General features: G+C 73.8%; 14 protein-coding genes. 7 read left to right on the plus strand and 7 right to left on the minus strand.

Translation table 11 applies throughout. The annotated features are described in order from the left end of the window. The first annotated feature begins 49 nt into the window (after nucleotides 1-49). Complete coding sequence (locus tag IE170_RS06565; protein ID WP_189808334.1) at nucleotides 50-1,513, plus strand: S28 family serine protease; 1,464 nt, start codon at nucleotides 50-52, stop codon at nucleotides 1,511-1,513. Between the two features lie 34 nt (nucleotides 1,514-1,547). Here IE170_RS06565 and IE170_RS06570 read toward each other — a convergent pair whose 3' ends face one another. Both IE170_RS06570 and IE170_RS06575 read right to left on the minus strand, forming a co-directional pair. Then, the gene (locus tag IE170_RS06570; RefSeq protein WP_189808335.1) at nucleotides 1,548-3,407 is read right to left on the minus strand and encodes a glycoside hydrolase family 3 protein; all 1,860 of its coding nucleotides are present in this window, start codon (nucleotides 3,405-3,407) and stop codon (nucleotides 1,548-1,550) included. A gap of 10 nt (nucleotides 3,408-3,417) precedes the next feature. Then, entirely contained in the window at nucleotides 3,418-4,404 is a 987-nt protein-coding gene (locus tag IE170_RS06575; protein WP_223856867.1) for a LysR family transcriptional regulator, read from the minus strand. Nucleotides 4,405-4,527: 123 nt separating this feature from the next. Between IE170_RS06575 and IE170_RS06580 the strand changes: the two genes are divergently transcribed. From IE170_RS06580 to IE170_RS06590, 3 genes are all read left to right on the plus strand, one after another. After that, nucleotides 4,528-5,505: an EamA family transporter gene (locus IE170_RS06580; protein WP_189808336.1), complete on the plus strand. Its 978-nt coding sequence runs from the start codon at nucleotides 4,528-4,530 to the stop codon at nucleotides 5,503-5,505. 100 nt (nucleotides 5,506-5,605) lie between these two features. Next, nucleotides 5,606-7,849, plus strand: coding sequence for an SF1B family DNA helicase RecD2 (recD2, locus tag IE170_RS06585; RefSeq protein WP_189808337.1), 2,244 nt, complete (start codon nucleotides 5,606-5,608; stop codon nucleotides 7,847-7,849). 167 nt (nucleotides 7,850-8,016) lie between these two features. Continuing rightward, nucleotides 8,017-9,306 carry a citrate synthase gene (locus IE170_RS06590; RefSeq protein ID WP_125544704.1) on the plus strand — a complete coding sequence of 430 codons (1,290 nt, stop codon included), beginning with the start codon at nucleotides 8,017-8,019 and terminating at the stop codon, nucleotides 9,304-9,306. A 380-nt stretch (nucleotides 9,307-9,686) separates the two neighbouring features. Here IE170_RS06590 and IE170_RS06595 read toward each other — a convergent pair whose 3' ends face one another. From IE170_RS06595 to IE170_RS06615, 5 genes are all read right to left on the minus strand, one after another. Further along, nucleotides 9,687-11,894: a heavy metal translocating P-type ATPase gene (locus tag IE170_RS06595; protein WP_223856875.1), complete on the minus strand. Its 2,208-nt coding sequence runs from the start codon at nucleotides 11,892-11,894 to the stop codon at nucleotides 9,687-9,689. 208 nt (nucleotides 11,895-12,102) lie between these two features. Then, nucleotides 12,103-12,336: a heavy-metal-associated domain-containing protein gene (locus IE170_RS06600; RefSeq protein WP_114057630.1), complete on the minus strand. Its 234-nt coding sequence runs from the start codon at nucleotides 12,334-12,336 to the stop codon at nucleotides 12,103-12,105. A 227-nt stretch (nucleotides 12,337-12,563) separates the two neighbouring features. After that, entirely contained in the window at nucleotides 12,564-12,764 is a 201-nt protein-coding gene (locus IE170_RS06605; protein WP_189808339.1) for a helix-turn-helix transcriptional regulator, read from the minus strand. Between the two features lie 233 nt (nucleotides 12,765-12,997). Next, nucleotides 12,998-14,008, minus strand: a complete 1,011-nt coding sequence (locus IE170_RS06610) for a Gfo/Idh/MocA family protein (RefSeq protein ID WP_189808340.1) — start codon at nucleotides 14,006-14,008, stop codon at nucleotides 12,998-13,000. A gap of 51 nt (nucleotides 14,009-14,059) precedes the next feature. Continuing rightward, nucleotides 14,060-14,974 (minus strand): sugar phosphate isomerase/epimerase family protein, encoded by a 915-nt coding sequence (locus IE170_RS06615; RefSeq protein WP_189808341.1) that lies wholly within the window; start codon nucleotides 14,972-14,974, stop codon nucleotides 14,060-14,062. A gap of 185 nt (nucleotides 14,975-15,159) precedes the next feature. On the opposite strand from IE170_RS06615, the gene iolC reads away from it, so the two are divergent. The 3 genes from iolC to iolD are packed head-to-tail and all read left to right on the plus strand — an operon-like array spanning nucleotide 15,160 to nucleotide 18,787. Beyond that, entirely contained in the window at nucleotides 15,160-16,077 is a 918-nt protein-coding gene (gene iolC / locus IE170_RS06620; RefSeq protein WP_189808497.1) for a 5-dehydro-2-deoxygluconokinase, read from the plus strand. Continuing rightward, on the plus strand, nucleotides 16,065-16,922 hold the full coding sequence (gene iolB, locus IE170_RS06625; RefSeq protein WP_189808342.1) for a 5-deoxy-glucuronate isomerase: 858 nt from the start codon (nucleotides 16,065-16,067) through the stop codon (nucleotides 16,920-16,922). The genes iolC and iolB overlap by 13 nt, the downstream gene beginning before the upstream one ends. After that, nucleotides 16,919-18,787: a 3D-(3,5/4)-trihydroxycyclohexane-1,2-dione acylhydrolase (decyclizing) gene (gene iolD, locus IE170_RS06630; protein WP_189808343.1), complete on the plus strand. Its 1,869-nt coding sequence runs from the start codon at nucleotides 16,919-16,921 to the stop codon at nucleotides 18,785-18,787. The genes iolB and iolD overlap by 4 nt, the downstream gene beginning before the upstream one ends. The last annotated feature ends 13 nt before the right edge of the window (nucleotides 18,788-18,800 follow it).

The following is an 18,800-nucleotide window of genomic DNA, read 5'->3' on the forward strand; positions in this document are numbered from 1 at the left end:
TGACCCCGCTAGGTTCACGGGCGACCGCAGTGAACAAAGGGGAGGGTGAATGCGCAAGACGCTTGGCCGGCTGTTGCCGCTCGCTGTGCTGATCGGCACCATGGGCACGGCCGGCTTGACGGCCCAGGCGGCCACCGCCGCGGAGCCGGCCGCCGCGGCGCCTGCCACCGCAGGGCAGGCCGCGGCCGCGGACATCAAGGACCGGATCCTCGCCGTTCCGGGCATGAGCCTGATCGAGGAGAAGCCGTACGCCGGCTACCGGTTCTTCGTACTGAACTACGAGCAGCCGGTCGACCACCGGCAGCCGTGGAAGGGCACCTTCAAGCAGCGCCTCACCCTGCTGCACAAGGACGAGTCGCGCCCCACGGTCTTCTTCACCTCGGGCTACAACGTCAACACCAACCCGCGCCGCAGCGAGCCGACGACCATCATCGACGGCAACCAGGTGTCGATGGAGTACCGGTTCTTCAACCCCTCCCGGCCCGACCCGGCCGACTGGTCCAAGCTCGACATCTGGCAGGCCGCCAGCGACCAGCACCGCATCTTCACCGCCCTGAAGAAGATCTACACCAAGAAGTGGATCTCCACGGGCGCGAGCAAGGGCGGCATGACGGCCACCTACTACGAGCGCTTCTACCCCAGGGACATGGACGGCGTCGTCGCGTACGTCGCGCCCAACGACGTCGTCAACGACGAGGACTCGGCCTACGACCGGTTCTTCGCGAAGGTCGGCACCAAGGAGTGCCGCGACCGGCTGAACGCCGTGCAGCGCGAGGCCCTCGTCCGCCGCGGCCCCCTGGAGGCCAAGTACGCGGCCGCCGCCGCCGAGAACGGCTGGACCTTCAACACCGTCGGCAACCTCGACAAGGCCTACGAGGCCGTCGTCCTCGACTACGCGTGGGCGTTCTGGCAGTACAGCCTGCTCGCCGACTGCGGCTCGATCCCGGACGCCAAGACCGCCTCCGACCAGGAGATCTGGGACTCCATCGACGCGATCTCCGGCTTCTCCGCCTATGCCGACCAGGGCCTGTCGACGTACACGCCGTACTACTACCAGGCGGGCACCCAGCTCGGCTCGCCCGACATCAAGCAGCCCCACCTCAAGGGCCTGAGCCGGTACGGCTACCAGCCGCCGCGCAACTTCGTGCCCCGCGACATCCCGATGGCCTTCCAGCCGGCGGCCATGGCGGACGTCGACAACTGGGTGAAGAACAACGCCAACCGGATGCTCTTCGTCTACGGGCAGAACGACCCCTGGGGCGCAGAACCGTTCCGCCTGGGCTACGGCGCCCGCGACAGCTACGTCATGACCGCACCCGGCGCCAACCACGGCGCCAACGTCTCCCAGCTCCGCGACGGCGACCGGGCGCTGGCCACCCAGCGGATCCAGGAGTGGGCCGGTGTCGCCCCGGCCGCAGCGGCCCTCGACGCGGGCCGCACCGCCCCGCTGGCCAAGCCGGACGCCCTGCTCGACAAGCAGGAACTGCCGCGCGAGCACCAGCTGAGGCCGTAAGCGGCACCCCGCGGGGGCGCGGGCCGGCGTGCGGTCAGCCGTACGCCAGCCCGTGCCCCAGCGGGTAGCGGCCCGGCACCGGCACGGGCAGCCGGCCCGCCGGCCGCGCCGCACCGGTGACCACCCGGGCCGCCGCCCGCATCTCCACGTCCGACCAGGTGTACGTGGCGAGCTCCGCCGCGCAGGGCGGCAGCCGGGCCGGGTCGTAGGGGTTGCGGAGCGCCACCACGACCACCGGCACCCCGGTGGCCAGCAGGTCCACCACGAGCTTCCGCTGCGGACTCTCCCCCTCCGGGACGTTGTACGTGCACACCAGCACCGCGGCGTTCCCCGGGGCCGCCGCCACCGCCCGGGCGGGCGGCGCCGCCGTCGCCCGGCAGCCCAGCGCCGCCAGCTCCCGCGCCAGCACGGCCGTCGGAGGGCCCGTGGTGGCACTGGGCGAGGCCGGGTCGATGCCCGTCACCAGCACCGCGGGCGCCGCCGACGCGTCCAGCGGCAGCAGCCCCACCGGGTTGGCCAGCAGCGTCGTCGTCCCCGCCGCGATCTCGTCGGCGGCCGCGAGGTGCGCCGCCTTCCCCACCACGTCCGCCGTCTGCCCGGCCGCGGTCTGCGGCCGGTCGAACAGGCCCCGGCGCGCCTTCATTTCGAGGATCCGCAGAACCGACTCGGCGATCCGCGTCTGCGTCAGCTCGCCCTTCTCCACCGCCTGCACCACGCTGCGGAACGCCAGCCCCAGGTCCGGCGGGTTCAGCAGCTGGTCGCAGCCCGCCTTCAGCGCCAGCACCGGCACCCGGTCGTCCCCGTACTTCTGCCGCACCCCCGCCATGTCCAGGGCGTCGGTGACGACCACGCCCCGGAAGCCCAGCCGCTCGCGCAGCAGGCCCGTCACGATCGGCCGCGACAGCGTCGCCGGATCCCCCGACGGGTCGAGCGCCGGGAAGACGATGTGCGCCGTCATCACGGCGTCCACGCCCGCCTCCACCGCCGCCCGGAACGGCGGCTCGTCCCACTCCTCCCACTGCGCACGGGTGTGCCGCATCACCGGCAGGCCGACGTGGCTGTCGGTCTCCGTGTCGCCGTGCCCGGGGAAGTGCTTGGCCGTCGCCGCGATCCCCGCGCCCTGGTAGCCGCGCACCTGCGCCGCGACGAGCGCGGCCACCGCCTGCGGGTCGGAGCCGAAGGACCGCACCCCGATCACCGGGTTCGCCGGATTGGTGTTGACGTCCGCCACCGGGGCGTAGTCCTGCCGGATCCCCATCGCGGCGAGCTCCGTGCCGGCGATGCGCGCCGCCCGGCGCGCCTCCGCCGCCGCAGGGGTCCGGCCGGTGCGGGCCCCCAGCGCCATCGCCCCCGGGAACAGGGTCGCCGGCTTGCCGATGCGGGCCACCGCCCCGTGCTCCTGGTCCACCGAGAGCAGCAGCGGAATGCCCGCCCCCGAACCGGAGGCGGCCTGCTGGAGGCCCGCCCCCAGCTCGGCGACCTGCTGCGGGCTGCGGGTGTTGTGCGCCCAGGAGAACAGGACCACGCCGCCCAGGTGGTAGCGGGAGACCAGCTCGGCCGCGGTGCGGACCCCGAACAGCTCCTGGTTCTTCGCCGCGTCCGCGGGATCGGGGTCGGTCGCGGAGTGCCCGTAGGCGCGCGAGACGAACAGCTGGCCGACCTGCTCCGTCAGGCTCATCCCGGCGACGGCCCGCCGCAGCGCGGCCAGGTCGGGGGAGGGGCCGGGGGCGCGGTCGCCCGGGCGGGCGTCGGCGGGGCGGGCACCGCCGCCGTGGGCGGAGCCGGAGCCCGTCGGCGAGTCGCGTACGGCGTACGCGGCCGCCCCGGCGGCCGTGGCGGCTGCGGCCACGGCGGCCGCGGTGAGCAGGGACCGGCGTGAAGTGGGGTGCGGCACGCGCCGGACCCTACTGCCGCACCGCGCCCCCGCCGCCGAGGACACGGCCGGGGTCCCCCGGACGGGGCCCGGGCACCGGGCCTTCCCGTACGGCGCCGTCCTGGGCGGCCCAGTGGTCCCGGAGCGTCCACACCGCCTCGGTGATCGCCGGGCGGCGGGCGGCTCCGGCGCGCCACAGGGCGTACAGGCGGCGCACCGGACCCGGCTCCAGCGGCACCGACACCGCACCCGGCGGCAGCGCGCCGGTGCCGAGGCGGGGGACGACGGCCACCCCGAGTCCGGCGGCGACGAGGGCGACGATCGTGTGGTTCTCCTCCGCCACGTGCGCGACGTCCGGCTCGAAGCCGGCCGTGCGCAGCGTCCGCACCAGCCAGTCGTGGCAGACGCGGCCGGGCGGCTGGCACACCCACCGCTGCCCGCCGAGGTCTTCCCGGCGGACGGCGGCCCGCCGCGTGAAGGGGTGGCCCTCGGGAACGACCAGGTCGCAGCGGTCGTGCCCGATGAGCGCCTGCTCGACGCCGTCCGGGGCGGGCAGCGGCGCGATGTCCCAGTCGTGGGCCACGGCCAGGTCCGTCACGCCGCGGGCCACCAGGTCCACCGACAGGTGCGGGTCGACCTCCGTCAGGCGTACGTCGAGCCCGGGGTGGCGGCGGGCCAGCTCGGCCAGCACGCCCGGCAGCAGCCCGCGCGCAGCCGAGGCGAACGCGGCGACGGTCAGCAGCCCGCCCGGCTGCCCCCGGCGCTCCTCCAGGGTGGTCTCGGCCCGCTCCACGATCGCCAGCAGCTCCCGCGCGGTGTCGGCCAGGTGCCAGGCCTCCTCGGTGAGCGCGACCCCGCGGCCGCGCCGCTCCAACAGGGTGGTCCTGGTCTCCCGTTCGAGCTTGGCGATCTGCTGCGACACCGCCGAGGGCGTGTAGCCGAGGGCGGCCGCCGCTGCGGCGACCGAGCCGTGGACGGAGACGGCGTGGAGGGCGCGCAGCCGGGAGAGGTCGAGCATGCCGACCATCGTAGGCAGGGCGCCCGGACCCCCGCCCGGCCTGCGGAATCGTCACGGATGCTTCATCCATTGCGGAAGGAATCGTCGCTGGTGCTTCACGGTTCCCGCGCCGATGCTCAAGGCATGCGTCCCGCACACACCGCCCTCGCGGTCCTCGTCGCCGCGGTCTGGGGCTTCAACTTCGTCGTCATCGAGATCGGGCTCGGGCAGTTCCCGCCGCTGCTGCTGTCCGCCCTGCGCTTCCTCGCCGCGGCCCTGCCCGCCGTCTTCTTCACGGGCCGGCCCAAGGTCGCCTGGAAGTGGGTGCTCGGCGTCGGGGCGGCGCTCGGCATCGCGAAGTTCGGGCTGCTCTTCACGGGCATGGCCGCGGGGATGCCGGCCGGGCTCTCCTCCCTCGTCCTCCAGGTGCAGGCGGTGTTCACCGCCGCGCTGGCGGGCGCCGTGCTGCGGGAGCGGCCCGGGCGGGTCCGGCTGGCCGGGATGGCCGTCGCGCTCGGCGGGATCGCGGTGGCCGCCGCCGACCAGGGCGCCTCCGGGCCGGTGCTCGGCTTCACGCTCGTCGTCGCGGCCGCCGCCTGCTGGGGCGTCTCCAACGTGCTGACCCGCAAGGCGGCCCCGCCCGACGCGCTGAACTTCATGGTCTGGGTGTGCACCGTGCCGGTGCTGCCGCTGCTCGCGCTGTCGCTGCTGCTGGAGGGACCGGAGCGGGACCTGGCCGCGCTGCGGTCCCTGGACTGGTCCGGGATCGCCGTCATCGGGTACGTCGCCTGGGTGTCCACCGTGTTCGGCTTCGGGGCCTGGGGGTACCTGCTGCGGCGCTACCCCGCTTCCTCCGTCGCCCCGTTCTCGCTGCTCGTGCCGGTCTTCGGGATGTCCTCGGCGGCGCTGGTGCTCGGCGAGGAGGTCACCGGGCCGCGCCTGCTCGCCGCGCTGCTGCTGATCGGCGGGGTCGCCCTGACCTCGCTCGCCCCGGCGAGTAAGGGAATCGCAAAGTCCGCCTCCGGTGTGCAACCTCCGGCGGGCCAGGCGGGTCTCATGGTGCGTCGGCACTTCCGGGGAGGGATCCGGGGGGATCGGGAAGTACCGGCGAGGAGGGGGTAACCGCGAGGGGGTCCGGCCGCGAGGCCGGGCCCTTTTCCGGTTCCCGGGCCGCCGTCCACAGGCTCCCCGGAGTGTCACGGCCGGGCGGTAACGTCGTCCCATGGCAACGAACGGGGCGGTCCAACTCGCGGTGGTCGAGGGGGTCCTGGAGCGCATCACGTATGCGAACGAGGAGAACGGCTACACCGTCGCCCGCGTCGACACCGGCCGCGGCAGCGGCGACCTGCTGACCGTCGTCGGCTCGCTGCTGGGCGCGCAGCCCGGCGAATCGCTGCGGATGGAGGGCCGCTGGGGGTCCCACCCCCAATATGGGCGTCAGTTCACGGTCGAAAACTACCGCACCGTCCTTCCCGCCACCGTCCAGGGCATCCGCCGCTACCTCGGCTCCGGCCTCATCAAGGGCATCGGCCCGCGGATCGCCGACCGGATCGTCGAGCACTTCGGGACCGACACCCTGGACGTCATCGAGGCCGACCCGGGGCGGCTCGTCGAGGTGCCGGGCCTCGGGCCCAAGCGGACCAGGATGATCGGCGCCGCCTGGGAGGAGCAGAAGGCGATCAAGGAGGTCATGGTCTTCCTCCAGGGCGTCGGCGTCTCCACCTCCATCGCGGTCCGCATCTACAAGAAGTACGGGGACGCCTCCATCTCAGTGGTCCGCAACCAGCCGTACCGGCTCGCCGCCGACGTCTGGGGCATCGGCTTCCTGACCGCCGACCGGATCGCCCAGGCCGTCGGCATCCCCCACGACAGCCCCGAGCGGGTCAAGGCCGGCCTGCAGTACGTGCTGTCGCAGTCCGCCGACCAGGGCCACTGCTTCCTGCCCGAGGAGCGGCTCATCGCCGACGGCGTGACCATGCTCCAGGTCGACACCGGCCTCGTCATCGACTGCCTGGCCGAGCTCGCCGCCGACCCGGAGGGCGTCGTACGGGAATCCGTGCCGGACGCGGACGGGGGGCCGCCGGTCACCGCCGTGTACCTGGTGCCGTTCCACCGGGCCGAGCTGTCGCTCGTGGGGCAGGTGCGGCGGCTGCTGAACGCCCGGGACGACCGGATGCAGTCCTTCCAGGACGTGGACTGGGAGCGCGCGCTGGGCTGGCTCGCCGGGCGCACCGGCGCCGAGCTGGCCCCCGAGCAGCGCGACGCCGTACGGCTCGCCCTCACCCGGAAGGTGGCCGTCCTGACCGGCGGACCCGGCTGCGGCAAGTCGTTCACCGTCCGCTCCATCGTGGAACTGGCCCGGGCGAAGAAGGCCAAGGTCGTCCTCGCCGCGCCGACCGGGCGGGCGGCGAAGCGGCTGTCCGAGCTGACCGGCGCCGAGGCCTCGACCGTGCACCGGCTGCTGGAGCTCAAACCCGGCGGGGACGCCGCGTACGACCGGGAGCGCCCGCTGGACGCGGACCTGGTCGTCGTGGACGAGGCCTCCATGCTGGACCTGCTCCTGGCGAACAAGCTGGTCAAGGCCGTGGCGCCGGGCGCCCACCTGCTGCTGGTGGGCGACGTGGACCAGCTGCCCTCGGTCGGTGCGGGGGAGGTGCTGCGCGACCTCCTCGCGGACGGCGGCCCCGTCCCCGCGGTCCGCCTCACCCGGATCTTCCGGCAGGCGCAGCAGTCCGGCGTCGTCACCAACGCCCACCGGATCAACACCGGCCTGCCCCCGCTGACCGACGGCCTGCCCGACTTCTTCCTCTTCCCCGAGGAGGACACCGAGGAGGCCGGCCGCCTCACCGTCGATGTCGCCGCGCGGCGGATCCCCGCCCGCTTCGGCCTCGACCCGCGCCGCGACATCCAGGTCCTCGCCCCCAAGCACGGCGGGCCGGCCGGGGCGGGCCACCTCAACGGACTGCTCCAGCAGGCCATCACCCCGGCCCGGCCGGACCTCGCGGAGAAGCGGTTCGGCGGCCGGGTCTTCCGCGTGGGTGACAAGGTCACCCAGATCAGGAACAACTACGAAAAAGGTGCGAACGGCGTCTTCAACGGAACCGTCGGCGTGGTCACCGCCCTCGACCCGGTCGAACAGCGGCTGACGGTCCGCACCGAAGAGGACGAGGAGGTGGGCTACGACTTCGCGGAACTGGACGAACTGGCCCATGCGTACGCCGTCACCATCCACCGCTCCCAGGGAAGCGAATACCCGGCCGTCGTGATCCCCGTCACGACCGGCGCTTGGAGGATGCTCCAGCGGAACCTGCTCTACACGGCGGTGACCAGGGCGAAGAAGCTGGTCGTGCTGGTCGGGTCGCGCAAGGCCCTCGCGCAGGCGGTGCGTACGGTTTCCGCAGGCAGGAGGTTCACGGCGGTCGCCCCTAGGCTGTCCGGCCGCATACCGGGGGGAAACACCGCCTAGGGTTTCCGCTTTCGGCGCGGAGGGGGCAGGATAAGAAGGTTGACGGCACTCAGTGCCGTCGAAATTGCCTTACGCCGACCCCGAGTGCACTCTCCTGCGCCAGATGGGGGAAGGTAGAGGAAGTCAGGGCACCTCGAAGAAGAGGCACTACGTCGGTGAGGGATGACGTGAGCGACAACTCTGTAGTACTCCGGTACGCGGACGGTGAATACACCTACCCGGTGGTCGAGAGCACCGTCGGCGACCAGGGCTTCGACATCTCGAAGCTGAGGGCCCAGACGGGGCTCGTCACCTTGGACAGCGGCTACGGCAACACCGCCGCCTACAAGTCCGCGATCACCTACCTGGACGGCGAGCAGGGCATCCTGCGCTACCGCGGCTACCCGATCGAGCAGCTGGCGGAGCGCTCGACCTTCCTCGAGGTCGCGTACCTGCTGATCAACGGCGAGCTGCCGACCGTCGACGAGCTCGCGTCGTTCCGCAACGAGATCACCCAGCACACCCTGCTGCACGAGGACGTCAAGCGGTTCTACGACGGCTTCCCGCGCGACGCGCACCCGATGGCCATGCTGTCCTCCGTGGTCAGCGCGCTGTCGACGTTCTACCAGGACAGCCACAACCCGTTCGACGACAAGCAGCGGCACATCTCCACGATCCGCCTGCTCGCCAAGCTCCCGACGATCGCGGCGTACGCGTACAAGAAGTCGGTCGGCCACCCGGTCGTCTACCCGCGCAACGACCTCGGCTACGTCGAGAATTTCCTGCGCATGACGTTCTCCGTGCCGGCGCAGGAGTACGAGCTCGACCCGGTCGTCGTCTCCGCGCTCGACAAGCTGCTGATCCTGCACGCGGACCACGAGCAGAACTGCTCGACCTCCACCGTCCGCCTGGTCGGCTCCTCGCAGGCGAACATGTTCGCCTCGATCTCCGCCGGCATCTCGGCCCTGTGGGGCCCGCTGCACGGCGGCGCCAACCAGTCCGTGCTGGAGATGCTGGAGGGCATCCGGGCCAACGGCGGCGATGTCGACTCCTTCATCCGCAAGGTGAAGAACAAGGAGGACGGCGTCCGCCTGATGGGCTTCGGCCACCGGGTGTACAAGAGCTTCGACCCCCGCGCGAAGATCATCAAGGCTGCGGCGCACGACGTCCTGTCGGCCCTCGGCAAGTCCGACGAGCTGCTCGACATCGCCCTCAAGCTGGAGGAGCACGCGCTCTCCGACGAGTACTTCGTCTCGCGCAACCTCTACCCGAACGTGGACTTCTACACGGGCCTCATCTACCGCGCGATGGGCTTCCCGACCGAGATGTTCACCGTGCTCTTCGCGCTCGGCCGCCTTCCCGGCTGGATCGCCCAGTGGCACGAAATGATCAAGGAGCCGGGTTCCCGCATCGGCCGCCCGCGCCAGATCTACACCGGTGTCGTCGAGCGCGACTTCGTCCCGGTCGAGGCCCGCTGACACAGGGCCCGCAGTACGCGAAAAGCGCCCCGCCGTCGATCCCCCCACGGGTCGACGGACGGGGCGCTTTCCCTTGCCCCGGCCGAGGATTCCCCCCACGGGATCCGGGCCGGGTGTTCGGCGAGGAGCGCACACCGGGTGCGCTCCGGTCGGGTTCTGCCGGGACCCGTACGGGTCGGGGGGGCCGCTCAAAGCACCCCGTCGGGCACGCGTCCCGGCCGGCCGGTGCCGCGGACGTCCCCCAAGACCTCCGTGAACGTCCCCCAAGACGTTCTGGCACCGCCCCATTAGACCCACTGACCGGGCCGATGGTTACGCTCCCGTCACTGTGATCTGCGTCTCCTGTGAAGGAAGTGTGCACAGTGTGGGGAGAGCAACCTCTAACGGAAGGAACGCAGCCGCAGGCTGTTCGTGACCACGAAAACCGAGGAAAAGGCCATCGCGGCCCCTGCGATCATGGGATTGAGCAGTCCGGCAGCGGCGAGCGGCAGCGCCGCCAGGTTGTAGCCGAACGCCCAGAAGAGGTTGCCCTTGATCGTGGCGAGGGTGCGCCGGGAGAGTCGGATCGCGTCCGCCGCGACCCGCAGGTCGCCCCGGACCAGGGTCAGGTCGCCCGCCTCGATCGCGGCGTCCGTGCCCGTCCCCATGGCCAGGCCCAGGTCGGCTCGGGCGAGGGCCGCGGCGTCGTTGACGCCGTCCCCGACCATGGCCACCGTCCGGCCCTCGGACTGCAGGCGCCGCACCACGTCCACCTTGTCCTGCGGCAGCACCTCGGCGATCACCTCGTCGATGCCGACCTCACGGGCCACCGCCTCGGCGACGGCCCGGTTGTCGCCGGTGAGCAGCACCGGGGTGAGGCCGAGCGCCCGCAGCCGGGACACCGCCTCGGCGCTGGTGTCCTTGACGGCGTCCGCGACGGCCAGCACGCCGCGCACCTCACCGTCCCAGGCGACCAGCACGGCGGTGGACCCCTCCGCCTCGGCGGCCGCCTTGGCCCGCGCAGGGCCCGCGGGCAGGGCGATCGACCTCTCGGCGAGGAGCCGCTCGCGGCCGACGAGCACCTCGCGGCCCTCCACCACGCCGCGGACGCCGAGCCCGGCGAGGTTTTCGAACGACTCCGGCACGGGCAGGGAGCCCCGCTCGGCTGCGCCCGCGGCGACGGCGCGGGCGATCGGGTGCTCCGAGGCGTGCTCCAGCGCCCCGGCGAGGCGCAGCAGCTCGGCGCCGTCCGTCCCGGGCGCGGGGTGCACGCCCGAGAGGGCCATCCGGCCGGTGGTGACGGTTCCGGTCTTGTCCAGGACGACGGTGTCGACGCGGCGGGTGGACTCCAGCACCTCCGGCCCCTTGATCAGGATGCCGAGCTGGGCGCCGCGCCCGGTGCCGACCATCAGCGCGGTCGGCGTGGCCAGGCCCAGCGCGCAGGGGCAGGCGATGATCAGCACGGCGACCGCGGCCGTGAAGGCGGCGGTGGGGTCGTCGGTGGCGAGCAGCCAGCCGACCCAGGTGCCGAGCGCGAGGAGCAGGACGACGGGCACGAACACGGCGGAGATCCGGTCGGCGAGCCGCTGCACCTCGGCCTTGCCGTTCTGCGCCTCCTCGACGAGGCGGGCCATGCGGGCCAGCTGGGTGTCGGAGCCGACTCGGACGGCCTCGACGACGAGGCGGCCGGAGGTGTTCACGGTCGCGCCGGTGACGGTGTCGCCGGCGGAGACCTCGACCGGGACGGACTCGCCGGTCAGCATCGATGCGTCGACGGCGGACTCGCCCTCGACGACCGTTCCGTCCGTGGCGATCTTCTCGCCGGGGCGGACGGCGAAGCGGTCGCCGGGCCGCAGCGAGGCGACGGGGACGCGCACCTCGCGGCCGTCGCGCAGGACGGCGACGTCCTTGGCGCCGAGTTCCATCAGCGCCCGGAGCGCCGCGCCGGCCTTCCGCTTGGAGCGGGCCTCGAGGTAGCGGCCGAGCAGGATGAAGGTGACGACGCCGGCGGCGACCTCCAGGTAGATCGCGGAGGAGCCGTCGGTGCGGGAGACGGTGAAGTCGAAGCCGTGCCGCATGCCCGGCATGCCGGCGTGCCCGAAGAACAGCGCCCACAGGGACCAGGCGAAGGCGGCGAGGGTGCCGACCGACACGAGGGTGTCCATGGTCGCCGCGCCGTGCCGGGCGTTCGTCCAGGCGGCCTTGTGGAAGGGGAGGGCGCCCCAGACGACGACGGGGGCGGCCAGGGTGAGCGAGAGCCACTGCCAGTTGTCGAACTGCAGGGCGGGCACCATCGCGAGCAGGACCACCGGCAGGGACAGCACGGCGGAGACCAGAAGCCGGGAGCGCAGTGCGGCCGTCGCCGGGTCGGGCGCCTCCTGCGGGGCCTCCGCTTCCGGTCCGCCGGCGGGGGCGGGCGCGGGGACCGGCGGGGGCGGCTCCTCGGCGGTGTAGCCGGTCCGCACGACCGTCGCGATCAGGTCGGCGACCTCGGTGCCGGCGCCGTAGGAGATGCGGGCCTTCTCGGTGGCGTAGTTCACCGTGGCGGTGACGCCGTCCATCCGGTTCAGCTTCTTCTCGATGCGGGCCGCGCAGGAGGCGCAGGTCATCCCCCCGATCGCCAGCTCGACCTCGGCGGCGGGCGGGGGCGGTGCGGCGGCCGGGGCCTGCGGCGGCCCGTCGTGCACCGTGCTGCGGCTCGTGCTCGTGCTCATGATCCGGCTCCAAAAGGGACGGCCGGGCCGTACGGGGCCGGTATCAGCCGGCGGTACGGCCCGGGTCGGGTGCTGCGCGGGAGGGGCGCCGGGCCCCGGCTGTTCAGGCCTGGCCGGCGAACTCGTAGCCGGCCTCGTCCACGGCGGCCCGGACGTCCTCCTCCGCGAGCGGCGCCTCGGAGACCACCGTGACCTCCCCGGTGGCGGCGACGGCCTTGACCGAGGCCACGCCCGGGAGGGCGGAGAGCTCGGCGGTCACGGCGCCCTCGCAGTGGCCGCAGGTCATGCCGGTCACGCGGTAGACGGTGGTGGTGCGGGTGTCCGTCTCGGCGGTCATGTCGTTCTCCTCTTCAAGGGTGCGTCCAGCTGCTGCCGCAGGGGCGGTCGCGCGCGGTCGTGCTCCCACGTCCCTCCGACGCTTCGAGAATATACCCCCAGGGGGTATTAAGCGAGCGGTGGAGGGTCGTTTCCGCGCGCCGCGGGCGGGAGGTGCGGGTTGCGGGCATGCGGACGGCCCGGACGCGCGGGGCGTCCGGGCCGTGGCGCACGCCGCCGGGCAGCGGGTCAGGAGCCGCTGCGGGCGCGGTTCCCCGGGCGGCGCGCCGCCCACGCGCGGATCGCCTCCGCGCGCCAGTAGGGCCTGCCGCCCTGCACGAGGTCCGGCGCGGGCAGCAGCCCGTGCTTGCGGTACGAGCGCACCGAATCCGGCCGGACCCGGATGTGGGCGGCGATCTCCTTGTAGGACCACAGCGGCCCGTCGCTCATCGACGACACCTCCTCGTCCGCGCGCCGGGCCGGCCGGGAGGCCGGCGGGGGATCCGGCGCACGGCCCCGAACGATCACGACGGTGCTTCCCGGGAGGCGGCAGGTCGTGACTTTCGGCGGTCGTCTGTTGACGTTCTGTTACGGACGGGTCGCGTGATGTGGAAGGACATGACGCGGCGGCGACAGCGGTGACGCCTTCGGGACACCGCTTGCCGCCGTGAGGCGGCGGCCCATCAGCGGTACAGGGGCGGCCGTTCCACCAGCTCCACCGGGGTCCGCACCCCGCTGCGGGCCGCGGCCACCGCCGCCTCGCAGACGGCCGCCGCCGCGTAGCCGTCCCACGCGTCCGGCCCCGCCACCCGGCCGCGGGCCGCCGCGGCCACCCACCGGCGCAGCTGCCGGTCGTACGCGTCGGCGAAGCGCACCGTGAAGTCCTGCGGGACCGCCTGCGCACGCAGCCCGGCCCGCCGCACCTCCACCGCCTGCGGTTCGCCGAGGGACGCGCTGCCCGACTCGCCGACCGCCTCGCAGCGGACCTCGTAGCCGAACCCGCAGTTCACGAAGACCTCCACGTCGACCAGCGCCCCGCCGGAGGTCTCCATCAGCACGAAGCGGGGATCGCCCAGCCCCTCCGGCGCCAGCGAGGACGGTGCGGGCGCGAACACCGACACCGCGGTCACCTCCTGCCCCAGCAGCCAGCGCGCCGCGTCGACCTCGTGCACCGCGGAGTCGCCCAGCAGCATGTCCGCCGTGAAGAACGGCGGCGAGGACGCGTTGCGGTGCCGGCAGTGCAGGAACAGCGGCCGGCCGATCCCGCCCCCGTCCAGCAGCTCCTTGAGCTGCCCGTACTCCGCGTCGTGCCGCCGCATGAACCCCACCTGCACCAGCCGCCGCCCCAGCCGCTGCTCGGCCTCCAGCACGCGCAGCGCCCCCGCCGCGTCCGGCGCCAGCGGCTTCTCGCACAGCACGGGCAGCCCCCGCTCCAGCGCGTATCCGACCGCCTCCTCGTGGGCGGCCGCCGGCGAGGCGATCAGCACCGCCCCGACGCCGGGCGCGGCCACCGCGGCCGCCGGATCGGTGAGGGCGTACGCACCGTCCAGGCCGGCGGCGACCTCCTTCGCGCGCCCGGTGTCCGGGTCGGCGACGGCCACGACGCGGGCCCCGCCGACCGTCCGCCCGATGCGCCGCGCGTGGTCGGCGCCCATCCTGCCCGCCCCGATGACGGCGATGCCGAGCGTGCTCATTCCTCGTACCTCCCACAGGCCGGTCCGGTTCGGTTCGTCCGCTTCGCTTGTTCAGCGGGCGCCGCAGGAGCGCAGGTACGCGCGGGTGCGGCGGGCGATCGGCAGCGGCCGGTCGGGCGCACAGGGGTACATGTCCTGCTCCACGATGGCGAACAGGTCCACCCCCAGCCGCTGCGCGGCGGCGAGCACCGGCTCCAGCGCCGGCACCCCCGACGGCGGCTCGCACATCACCCCCCGGGCCACGGCCGGCCCGAACGGCACCTGCTCCGCCACCACTTCTGCGAGGATCCGCGGATCGACCTGCTTGAGGTGGAGGTAGCCGATCCGCTCGCCGAACTCCTCGATCGCCGCCACGCTGTCGCCGCCGCAGTAGGCGTAGTGCCCGGTGTCCAGGCACAGCGACACCAGCTCCGGGTCGGTCGCATCGAGGAAGCGCGCCACGTTCGCCGGGGTGTCGATGTGCGTGTCCGCGTGCGGGTGGACGACGATCCGCAGCCCGTACCGGTCCCGGACCTCCCGGCCCAGGCGCTCGGTCTGCCCGGCCAGTCGACGCCATCCGCCGGCGGTCAGCTCGCGGTCCTCCAGCACCGCGCCCGTCTTGTCGTCCCGCCAGAACGCGGGGATCACCACCAGGTGCTCCGCGCCCATGTCCCGGGTCAGCGCGGCGATCCGCGACACGTGCTCCCAGGTGTCGGCCCAGACCGCCGGCCCGTGATGGAGTCCGGTGAAGACGGTGCCGGCGCTCACGCGCAGGCCCCGCTTGGCCGTCTCCTCCGCGAGCCGGCCGGGATCGGTGGGGAGGTAGCCGTACGGGCCGAGCTCGATCCACTCGTACCCGCACTCCGCGACCTCGTCGAGGAACCGGTCCCACGGCGTCTGGAGCGGATCGTCGGGAAACCAGACACCCCAGGAGTCCGGAGCCGAGCCGACGCGGATACGGGTCAACGCGGGTGGGGAGGAGGTCATGGCACCACCTTCGGTACGGGACGGACGGGACTGGACGGACTGGACGGACTGGTCGGGCTGGACGGACGGATCGGCGGGGCGGGACTGGCGGGGCGGTCCGGCGGGCAGGACTGGTGCGGAACGAGTGGGAGGACGGGGTGCCGGTGACGACCACAGCGGACGACGTCGTGTTCGACCTCATCGCCATGGGGCGGATCGGAGTGGATCTCTACCCGCTGAGGACGGGCGTACCGCTCGCCGAGGCGGACACCTTCGGGAAGTTCCTCGGCGGCTCCGCCGCCAACGTCGCCGTGGCCGCCGCCCGGCTCGGCCGGCGCACCGCGCTGATCAGCCGGACCGGCGCCGATCCGTTCGGCGCGTACCTGCGCTCCGAGCTGCGCGCCTTCGGCGTGGACGACCGCTGGACGCAGGAGGTGCCCGCGCTGCCGACCCCGCTGACCTTCTGCGAGGTCTTCCCGCCCGACCGCTTCCCCCTCTACTTCTACCGCCACCCCAAGGCCCCCGACCTGGAGATCACCGCCGACTCCCTCGACCCGGCCGCACTGCGCGCGGCGCGCGTCCTGTGGACGACCGGCACCGGCCTCAGCGCCGAGCCCAGCCGCACCGCCACCCTGGCCGCCCTCGAAGCGCGGGCCCGCACCGGGCCCACCGTCTTCGACCTGGACTGGCGGCCCGCGCTCTGGCAGGAGGACCCGGCCGAGCACTACGCGCGGGCGCTGCGCCTCGCCACCGTCGCCGTCGGCAACACCGAGGAGTGCGAGGTCGCCACCGGCGAGACCGAGCCGCACGCCGCGGCGCGGGCCCTGCTCGCCGCCGGAGCCGACCTGGCCGTCGTCAAACGCGGCCCCGACGGCGTCCTCGCCGTCCACCGCGACGGCACCACCGCCGAAGCGGCCCCCCTGAGGGTCGACGTCGTCAACGGCCTCGGCGCCGGAGACGCGTTCGGCGGCGCCCTCTGCCACGGACTGCTCGCCGGCTGGGACCTTCCGCGCATCCTGCAGTACGCGAACGCCGCCGGCGCCCTCGTCGCCTCCCGGCTCGCCTGCTCCTCCGCCATGCCCCGCCCGGACGAGGTCGAGGAGGCCCTGGCATGGCCGCGGTGACCGCGCACGACCTCCCGCACGCCCGGTTGCGCATCTTGGAACTGGAGCCCGGGGAGGCGTACGCGCACCAGGCCGGCGGCTGCGAGTGGATCGTGCTGCCGCTGCGGGGTGCGGCGCAGGTCCACTGCACCCCCGGCGACGGCGGGGCGGCGGCGGCCCCGGCCGCCGCGTTCACCCTGCACGGCCGCAGCTCCGTCTTCGCGGCCGTCAGCGACTTCGCCTACCTGCCCCGCGACAGCCGCAGCCGCATCGCCGCCCCCCGCGGCGGCCGGTTCGCCCTCGCCGGCGCCGTCTGCGAGCGGACCCTCCCGCCCCGCTACGGGCCCGCCCGCGACGTGCCCGTCGAACTCCGCGGCGCCGGCGGCTGCTCCCGCCAGGTCAACAACTTCGCCGCCGCGGACGCCTTCGCCTGCGACCGCCTCATCGCCGTCGAAGTCCTCACCCCCGGCGGCAACTGGTCCTCGTACCCGCCCCACAAGCACGACGAGCACCACCCCGGCCGCGAATCCCGCCTGGAGGAGGTCTACTACTACGAGATCTCCCCCCGCGGCGACACCCCCGGCTACGGCTACCAGCGCGTCACCCCCTCACCGGCCGGGAAGACCGACATCCTCACCGAGGTGCGCACCGGCGACGCCGTCCTCATCCCGGACGGCTGGCACGGCCCGTCGATCGCCGCCCCCGGCCACGACATGTACTACCTCAACGTGATGGCCGGACCGGGCCCCGACCGCGCCTGGCTGATCCGCGACCACCCCGACCACGCCTGGATCCGGGACACCTGGCCCGGCCTCGCCGTCGACCCCCGGCTGCCCTTCCCCCGAGCGGAGGACGAAACCCGATGAGGCTCACCGTCGCCCAGGCGCTCGTCCGCTTCCTCAGCCGCCAGTACACCGAGCGCGACGGCCGCAGGACCCGGCTCATCGCCGCCACCTGGGGCATCTTCGGCCACGGCAACGTCGCCGGGATCGGCCAGGCCCTCCTGGAGACCGGCCGCGCCGACATGCCGTTCCTCCAGGGCCGCAACGAGCAGGCCATGGTCCACGCCGCCGTCGGCTACGCCCGCCAGAGCAGCCGGCTCTCCACCCACGCCGTGACCACCTCCATCGGACCCGGCGCCACCAACCTCGTCACCGGCGCCGCCCTCGCCACCATCAACCGGATCCCCGTACTCCTCCTGCCCGGCGACACCTTCGCCACCCGGCCCGCCGACCCCGTCCTCCAGCAGCTGGAAGCCCGCGGCGCCGGCGACGTCTCCGTCAACGACACGCTGCGCCCCGTCTCCCGGCACTTCGACCGGATCACCCGGCCCGAAGCCCTCGTCCCGGCCGCGCTCGAAGCGATGCGGGTGCTCACCGACCCCGTGCAGACCGGCGCCGTGACGCTGGCCCTGCCGCAGGACGTGCAGGCCGAGGCCCACGACTGGCCCGAGGAGTTCTTCGCCGAGCGCGTGTGGGGCGTGCGCAGGCCGCGGCCCGACCGGGCCGAACTCTCCGCGGCCGCCGACGCCGTACGGGCCTCCGCGCGGCCCCTGGTCATCGCCGGCGGAGGGATCCGCCACAGCGGGGCCGGGGCCGCGCTGGCCGCGTTTGCCGAGGCCACCGGCATCCCCGTAGCCTGCACGCAGGCCGGCAAGGGCGCCCTGCCGTACGACCACCCCGCCGACGTCGGCGCGATCGGGCACACCGGGACCGCCGCCGCCGACGGCCTCGCCCGCCGCGCCGACCTCGTCATCGCCGCCGGAACCCGGCTCACCGACTTCACCACCGCCTCCGCGACGCTCTTCCAGGACCCCGCCGTCCGCTTCGTCGGGCTCAACCTCGACCCGTACGACGCCCACAAGCTCGCCGCCCTCCCGCTCGTCGCCGACGCCCGCGAAGGCCTCGACGCGCTCCGCGAGGCCGTCTCCGGGCACCGGGCCGACCCGGGACACACCGCCGCCGCCCGCGAGGCGAAGGCCCGCTGGGAGCAGCAGGTCGACCGCGCCTATGCCGTCACCGACGAGGACGCCGCCCCCACCCAGGCGCAGGTCCTCGGCCTGCTGGACTCCCTCGTCGACGACAGCGACGTCCTCGTGAACGCGGCCGGATCCCTCCCCGGCGACCTGCACCGGCTCTGGCGGGCCCGCTCCGCCGACCAGTACCACGTCGAATACGGCTACTCCTGCATGGGCTACGAGATCCCCGCCGCCCTCGGCGCCGCGCTCGCCGCCCCCGACCGGCCCGTGTGGGCGCTCGTCGGCGACGGCACGTACCTGATGAACCCCACCGAGATCGTCACCGCCGTCCAGGAGGGCGTCCCGATCAAGGTGGTCATCCTCGACAACCACGGCTACGCCTCCATCGGCGGCCTCTCGCAGTCCGTCGGCGCCGAGGGCTTCGCGACCGCCTACCGCTACCGGGCCGGGGACGGAGCGTACGCGGGGCCGCCGCTACCGGTGGACCTCGCCGCGAACGCGGCCTCGCTCGGCATGGCCGTCATCCGCACCCGCACCACCGGTGACCTGCGCAAAGCCCTCGCCGAGGCGCGGGAGGCGGACCGGCCCACATGTGTCTACGCACGGACCCGAACACCCGACACTGTGTCGGGCCCGCCCCCCGCACAGGCGTGGTGGGATGTTCCCGTGGCCGAGACCGCGACCCGCGCTGCCGCGGTCGCGGCCCGCGAGGAGTACGACCGGCAAGCCGCTCAGCGACGTCGCCATCTGTGAAGGAGCACCAGCA

Origin of the sequence: Streptomyces toxytricini (genome assembly GCF_014649915.1) — a bacterium.
GTDB lineage: Bacteria > Actinomycetota > Actinomycetes > Streptomycetales > Streptomycetaceae > Streptomyces > Streptomyces toxytricini.

Excerpts from the sequence above, each read along its gene's own strand:
- IE170_RS06610 (WP_189808340.1), bottom strand. The coding sequence starts at position 14,008 with ATGAGCACGCTCGGCATCGCCGTCATCGGGGCGGGCAGGATGGGCGCC.
- iolB (WP_189808342.1), top strand. The coding sequence starts at position 16,065 with ATGGCCGCGGTGACCGCGCACGACCTCCCGCACGCCCGGTTGCGCATC.
- recD2 (WP_189808337.1), top strand. The coding sequence starts at position 5,606 with ATGGCAACGAACGGGGCGGTCCAACTCGCGGTGGTCGAGGGGGTCCTG.
- IE170_RS06605 (WP_189808339.1), bottom strand. The coding sequence starts at position 12,764 with ATGAGCGACGGGCCGCTGTGGTCCTACAAGGAGATCGCCGCCCACATC.
- IE170_RS06595 (WP_223856875.1), bottom strand. The coding sequence starts at position 11,894 with ATGACCTGCGCCTCCTGCGCGGCCCGCATCGAGAAGAAGCTGAACCGG.
- IE170_RS06575 (WP_223856867.1), bottom strand. The coding sequence starts at position 4,404 with ATGCTCGACCTCTCCCGGCTGCGCGCCCTCCACGCCGTCTCCGTCCAC.
- iolD (WP_189808343.1), top strand. The coding sequence starts at position 16,919 with ATGAGGCTCACCGTCGCCCAGGCGCTCGTCCGCTTCCTCAGCCGCCAG.
- IE170_RS06615 (WP_189808341.1), bottom strand. The coding sequence starts at position 14,974 with ATGACCTCCTCCCCACCCGCGTTGACCCGTATCCGCGTCGGCTCGGCT.
- IE170_RS06565 (WP_189808334.1), top strand. The coding sequence starts at position 50 with ATGCGCAAGACGCTTGGCCGGCTGTTGCCGCTCGCTGTGCTGATCGGC.
- iolC (WP_189808497.1), top strand. The coding sequence starts at position 15,160 with ATGGGGCGGATCGGAGTGGATCTCTACCCGCTGAGGACGGGCGTACCG.
- IE170_RS06600 (WP_114057630.1), bottom strand. The coding sequence starts at position 12,336 with ATGACCGCCGAGACGGACACCCGCACCACCACCGTCTACCGCGTGACC.
- IE170_RS06580 (WP_189808336.1), top strand. The coding sequence starts at position 4,528 with ATGCGTCCCGCACACACCGCCCTCGCGGTCCTCGTCGCCGCGGTCTGG.